The organism is Aequorivita aurantiaca (assembly GCF_030410135.1).
Lineage (GTDB): Bacteria > Bacteroidota > Bacteroidia > Flavobacteriales > Flavobacteriaceae > Aequorivita > Aequorivita aurantiaca.
On record NZ_JAUGQQ010000033.1, the window covers coordinates 1 to 1,225 of the forward strand.

Genomic DNA, 1,225 nt, shown 5'->3' on the forward strand with positions numbered 1-1,225 from the left:
ATCCATAATCCAACATCGGCGAGACAAGTCCGCTCAATTTTTAGTTCTTTATTAATTTCCAAATTCGGGTTTATTTGAGAGCTTTCCGTATTGAAAATATGGGAGTGTTCTTTTGATTGAACGTGTTGACAGTAAAAGAGCAAAGTCCGAACGATATTTACGTCAGTTATTTTTTCATTTTCAATCAATAATTCAGAACCCTCTTGTGATTTAAATTTGTGATTTACTTTTTTAAGTTTTGCAACCATTACGTATTGATGAAAATCAGTGATCGGTTGGGTTGTGAATTTCTTTTCGGGCAAATAACCAAGTTGTATTTTCTCGGCACACTCAATACCCAATTCTATGTAGAAGTTATCATATTCAAAAATATAGAATATTGGTTCCAACCATATTCTTTTCGGCGAATTAGATTTTAAGAACTCTATTAACTTTAGTTCCTTTTCGGAAAATAAATACTCTTTCATTAATTATCCGCAATTTTTTTTCAAATGTGTGGTAACGTTGTTGTGTATGAGTTGTGGCGTGTCTCGTCACGAACCATTGAAAGTCCAAAACTCCGCAGGAAAATCCGAGAGGATTTTCCGGAGAAGCACAGACCTAGCCATAACTTATACACGGTGTTACCATACGTTTTTTAATCCGCTTTTTTTATTCCGTTTTTAATTCAGGCAGAGATTTTGTCGGCACAACTATAGTTTCCGCCCACAAATCTCCAATTCGTTGATTCAGTTCCGTGTTTTTAATTGTCATAACTCCAACCAGTCCAAAAAAGAACATATCGATTGGGTCGAGTAAGTGTCTTTTAAAAGATTCGCCGAAAGTCAGTTTTCGGTTTGTTCCGTTTTTTGGAATTGCCTTAAGTCCAACTACGGAATTTCCAATAGTTGCTCCAATTCCGATTTCAAGCCCAACGGTCATTATTAACCAGAAGGAAATTGGTATTAGTGCAGAAAATCCAGTAACAGAATATTCGCCATCTACGTTTGGTTCTCCGAAGGCAAAGATGAAAGTTAGGACAAATGCGTAAATTAATAGATAATCTAAAAATCCAGCTAAAAATCTTTTTCCAATATTGGGTTCGGTTTTAAATGGTTTGTTCATTCGGGCGGTTTTTTTCAAATGTATGGTAACGTTTATGTATATGAGCTGTGGCGTGTTTTGGCACGAACCTCTCCAAATATAAACTAACTTTGCAAAATCCGTAGATTTTCCAAATGGGCAC

General features: G+C 35.8%; 2 protein-coding genes. Both read right to left on the reverse strand.

Annotated features, from left to right (window positions below):
- Window positions 1–389: basic helix-loop-helix domain-containing protein (locus QRD02_RS14270; RefSeq protein WP_290255636.1), on the reverse strand; the 389-nt coding region annotated here is incomplete at its 3' end.
- A gap of 262 nt (window positions 390–651) precedes the next feature.
- The coding region (locus QRD02_RS14275) for an RDD family protein (RefSeq protein WP_290255637.1) at window positions 652–1,225 on the reverse strand (574 nt) is incomplete at its 5' end.